Consider the following 4,325-nt stretch of genomic DNA (forward strand, 5'->3'; position numbering starts at 1 on the left):
TTTTATTCCCGGTGTTCTCACCATGCGCAGCTTCGAGCGCAACCTGTCCAACCAGCGCCTTTTCAACGTCGCCGTCACCCGCGTGCGGTTCGAGCTGACGATGGTCATCGACAACCTTCAGAAGCTGGACCGACAACTCGACAGCAACCCCGGCAACAAGACGGCGTCGCTCGAGACCCTCGGACGCCTCGATATCGACGGCCCGGGGCGACATACCAAGGCGGCCGACGACGCGCTTAGCGCAGCAGCAGCGACACTCGATCGCGATGACGGGCAGCGGATCATCTTCGACGCATCGCTGACGTCGGCTGACGACCTCCCACCCATGGGCAAGTCGGAGAACGACTACTCGGATCCGAAGCAGATGGAGCGTGACGGCCTCGCGCTCGACCGCAAGGATGACGAGGATCGCCAGAAGCGCCCGGAGACGCGGAAGGACGACGAGCTGGGAATGCGCCCGCTCGACATGGACGATTTGAGCTCCCTGCCCGCGATGCCTGGCCACGGCGACCAGCTGCCGGGGCTCCCTCAGAAAAATCTAAGCCTGGATATGTGAGGAACGCCATGAGCCCGATATTTCAGAGCAAACCCACGTCCGAAGAGTTGCGCAGGCTCGCGCATGATCTGCTCGCTATTCGAGCCAGTCGGTTTTCGAGTGGCGACGCCACCCTGTTTGACGACGAAACCCAAAATGCTCGTATCCTGAGTGACGGAGCGCTCGCCTGTCTGCAGGGTGCAGCCGAACTGGAGAAGAAGGACGATGCGCGCCGATCGATCGATCGGCGCATGATCGTTCAACTCGCCCGGGTCCTAGTCATATTCGCGATCATCGTCGTCGCCGCGCAGCTCATCCCCGGAAGGCCAGCATCATCAAAAGAGGTGCAGTGGCTTTCTATGTCCGAAAACCGGCTATCAGCGGCTGAGAGCGGCAAAACATCGGATTCGATCCCTCTGAGTGCCGTCCGATGATGGACAAGCCCCTCCCCCTCCTGATCGCATTGGTCTCGGCCGTCCTCATCCTGAAGGCGCTAGGTGTTCGAAACATATTCGGTCCACCGCGCCCGGTTGCGAAACGCTTCCTGACCCCGCGCGAGACGGCCATGCTCAACGTCCTCGAGCGCGCCCTGCCGCACTGCCGTATCCATGCGCAAGTCGCGATGGGAGCGCTTCTGCGCGTACCGCAAAGCCCAATGCGGAAGAGCAAGATTTCCGACCGGAATGCCTTTTCGCAGAAGATCGTCGACTTCGTGGCGCAGGATCGTGCGACGGGCCTGATCGTCGCGCTAATCGAGGTCGACGACTGGTCGCATAACCCGTTCAAGGACCGCGTTCGCGACGAAATGACGGCTTATGCGGGATATCGCACGATCCGCGTGCCCGGGCGCGTGCAGCCCAACTTCAACGACGTCATGCCGATCGTCGCGTCGCTGCGACCCCTCCCCGCACAGAACCTTCCCCGCCACGAGGTCATGTAGCCATGGCAATAGCCGAACGATCACGTCCATCTGCCGAAGCCAGCGGATTAGATGACGCTCAGAGCGCCCCTACCAGCCAAGCCGGGGTACACACCCCCGCCGAGGAGCTGGCCGACGATCTTCGCACGAGAGCCTTTCACCTCATGGATGAGCATCCGATTGCAGCGGCTCATTTGGTGCTCGCCGCGGCTTCGATCGCGCCGGAATGTGCGGCCGAGAAGGAGGTCGCAGACGAGTTTTCCTTCGTCATCGCCGACTTCATGCAGCAGCTGAAGATTCTGCATCACCGCGCCGTGACGAAGCGCGCCATAACAACTGGAGCGGCACGTCATGGGGCTTGATGATCGCGACTATATGCGGGCCCGGTATCGGAGGCGCCAGGGTATCGATGACGGCCCGACGATCTGGAACGACAAGCGCGGGCGTGTGGAAATGGGCCAGGGATCGTCATGGACCAACGCAAGATGGCAAATGGCCGGCGTCGGACGTGCGCTACTTCAAGCAATCCTAGTTCCGGCCGTCGCGCTCGGGGGCATGTATGTCATCTATAGGACGTACACCTCGGTGATGACGTCGGCATTTCAGAGGATGATTCCAGTGCCATTCCCGGAAAGCGGCACGGTGTTCACCACACCGGCAACCGACCTTAACCGTCGACAGGGCATTCTAAGGTTTCGCGCTCCAGACAGGCCCAATCATGGCTACGTGGTCGTCTTGAACGACGTCGCGACCGACAAGGATGTGTTGGGGATCTACGTAGCTGGGGGGAAGAAGACGGCAACACCGGTCCAGGTCGGGACCTACCGCGTCAGGATTGCGGAGGGGCTGACGGCCTTCTGGCACGGGAATGACCGCCTTTTCGGCTCGACCACAGCAAAGGAAATGATGGCTCCGGTGAAGGTGGTCGGATCAACAGACAAGACGATCCGGCTGCAGACCGGTCTTGCTCGCGCTCTCGAGGTCAAAGCCGACAGCGCAAAGGGCTTTCTGGAATAGGTCATTTCAGTCGCAACGCACTGAGATAGCAACAAACCTATGGTACACGATCATCGAACGAGGGAGGGATACAATGCGCCGTACTATCGCAATCATGGCATTGCTCGCAGCGTCGGCTTCGCCGGCGCTCGCCCAGAAGGCGGGTAAGGGGGGGATCGGGATCGACGAGAATACGCAGGTTCCACGCTGCGATCGACCCTACGGGACCATCGCGTTGGTGGAGGAGCGCGCCGCTGGAGGAACCGCCGAGGGCATTCCCCCGGGCCTTGCGGCGCTGATGCGGATGGCAGAAGCCCAGAACGGCGGGAGTCAGCGTGTTGATCCGATCCCCCTGCTGAAGCTTCTCGTTGCTCAATCGGGCTGCTTCCAGGTCGTCGATCGTGGAGAAGGCTTCGACGCCCTGCAGCGAGAGCGTCAGCTCGCAGCGGGTGGAAGCGTCGCTGGCGCGAACAACCAAGCCACTCTGAAGGCCGCGGATTACCTTCTCCAGGCCAAGGTGCTCTATTCGGATTCTGATGCGGGTGGCAGCGGAGGCGGGCTCGGCACGATGTTCCCCGGCGGCCTCGGGTTCAAACAGAAGGTCAAGTCGAGCCAGACCATGCTTACCTTGATCGAGGTGAAAACCGGCATCCAACAGGCGATCGCGACGGGCTCGGCCCGCAAAAAGGATCTGTCGATCCTGGGAGGCGGTCTGCTCACCAACGCCGGCGTCGGCGCTCTCGGAGGTGCGTATACCAGCACCGACATGGGCAAGATCACTTCGGTCGCGATGCTCGACGCCTTCGTCAAGCTGACCAATCAGGCACAGACGCGGTTGCCCCAACCAACTGGAGCTTCGATCGGACCGGCGCCCTCCCCGGCGCCTCCGATGGCACCACCAGCGCCGAGGCAATAAGCTTTAGAGGGGAGAGGGAGTTAGCAGGCGAGCGAGAGCATCGCTCGAGAGCCCCCTCCCCCATCGTCGTCAGGTGTCCATATGAAACACGCGCGTATCCAGCAGCGGGACTTCTTCGATCCTGCCCCGGACCTCAACATAGAGCCGCTAGACGCGGCCGAGATGGAGGCGCCGCGTGGTGAACCGATCGCCATCCCTTGCGGCTTCATGACGAAGACCAACGAGCGATGCCAGCGACTGGCAAGCAGGCCCGTCATGCTGGAGGGGCACCAGATGACGTGTAGAGGCCGTCCTATGCTGTTCTGCGACCCCGCCTGCTACAATGCCTCCATGCGCGCCGACGTGCCGGCAGACGAAACCATCACGGATCCGTCAGCGTAGTCGATGCAAACGGCCCCCTCCCCCACTGCGCCGACATGCGGATATTGCGGCAATCGCCTCGGAGCGTGGCCGCCCGCCAGTCCGGTTGAGCCGTGCCGCGTCTGCAGAAGGCCGACGATGTTTGTGCCGATCCCGTGGAGCCAACCTCGCCGTCTCCTGATGTCCGGTCTCCTCGATGCTGGCGCATCGCTCTACGGGATCGCGACGGTCTGTCTCGTGGCTGCGTTCGCCATATCGCCGTCATCAGGTCGAGAATTTGTGAAGGCCTTCACCCTGATGCTGTTCGTTATAGGGTCCGTCCTAGCCGTCGACGGGATATTGGCAGTACGTACCGGGATCGACCGCACCTGGTCTACCAGGAGGAAAGGCCGATCGGCTCGCGCGCTGGGCGTCGGGAAGATCCTCGCGTCCAACGCCGCCCTGATGTTGGTCATCGTCGGCATACTGATATAGGTATCGCGAGTGTGCGACCGCGCACCTGTGCACAGGTGCTCACTTGCACGTCTGCGACGTCGCAATTACGCTTCTGTGCACCAGCGCACCCGCGCGTCGATGCACGGGCTCTGTTGCAAAAATCG

At 61.8% G+C, this 4,325-nt stretch carries 7 protein-coding genes and 1 pseudogene; all 8 read left to right on the forward strand.

The window, feature by feature from the left end; all coding sequences use genetic code 11:
• Positions 1 to 556, forward strand: a pseudogene (locus H926_RS34530) (hypothetical protein); the annotation flags it as partial.
• Positions 557 to 564: 8 nt separating this feature from the next.
• On the forward strand, positions 565 to 969 hold the full coding sequence (locus tag H926_RS0107475; protein ID WP_022675745.1) for a hypothetical protein: 405 nt from the start codon (positions 565 to 567) through the stop codon (positions 967 to 969).
• The gene (locus H926_RS26145) at positions 966 to 1,475 is read left to right on the forward strand and encodes a DUF2726 domain-containing protein (protein WP_022675746.1); all 510 of its coding nucleotides are present in this window, start codon (positions 966 to 968) and stop codon (positions 1,473 to 1,475) included. The genes H926_RS0107475 and H926_RS26145 overlap by 4 nt, the downstream gene beginning before the upstream one ends.
• 2 nt (positions 1,476 to 1,477) lie before the next feature.
• A complete protein-coding gene (locus H926_RS34225) occupies positions 1,478 to 1,816 on the forward strand; it encodes a hypothetical protein (protein WP_148291664.1) in 339 nt (112 codons plus the stop codon).
• Positions 1,806 to 2,471 carry a hypothetical protein gene (locus H926_RS0107495; RefSeq protein WP_022675749.1) on the forward strand — a complete coding sequence of 222 codons (666 nt, stop codon included), beginning with the start codon at positions 1,806 to 1,808 and terminating at the stop codon, positions 2,469 to 2,471. The genes H926_RS34225 and H926_RS0107495 overlap by 11 nt, the downstream gene beginning before the upstream one ends.
• A 73-nt stretch (positions 2,472 to 2,544) precedes the next feature.
• Entirely contained in the window at positions 2,545 to 3,366 is an 822-nt protein-coding gene (locus H926_RS26150; protein WP_022675750.1) for a CsgG/HfaB family protein, read from the forward strand.
• An 81-nt stretch (positions 3,367 to 3,447) separates the two neighbouring features.
• Positions 3,448 to 3,747 (forward strand): hypothetical protein, encoded by a 300-nt coding sequence (locus H926_RS0107505; RefSeq protein WP_022675751.1) that lies wholly within the window; start codon positions 3,448 to 3,450, stop codon positions 3,745 to 3,747.
• Between the two features lie 159 nt (positions 3,748 to 3,906).
• Entirely contained in the window at positions 3,907 to 4,200 is a 294-nt protein-coding gene (locus H926_RS0107510; RefSeq protein ID WP_022675752.1) for a hypothetical protein, read from the forward strand.
• Positions 4,201 to 4,325 lie beyond the last annotated feature (125 nt).

The sequence above is a fragment of the Novosphingobium sp. B-7 genome, from assembly GCF_000410615.1.
In the GTDB taxonomy this organism is placed as follows: domain Bacteria; phylum Pseudomonadota; class Alphaproteobacteria; order Sphingomonadales; family Sphingomonadaceae; genus Novosphingobium; species Novosphingobium capsulatum.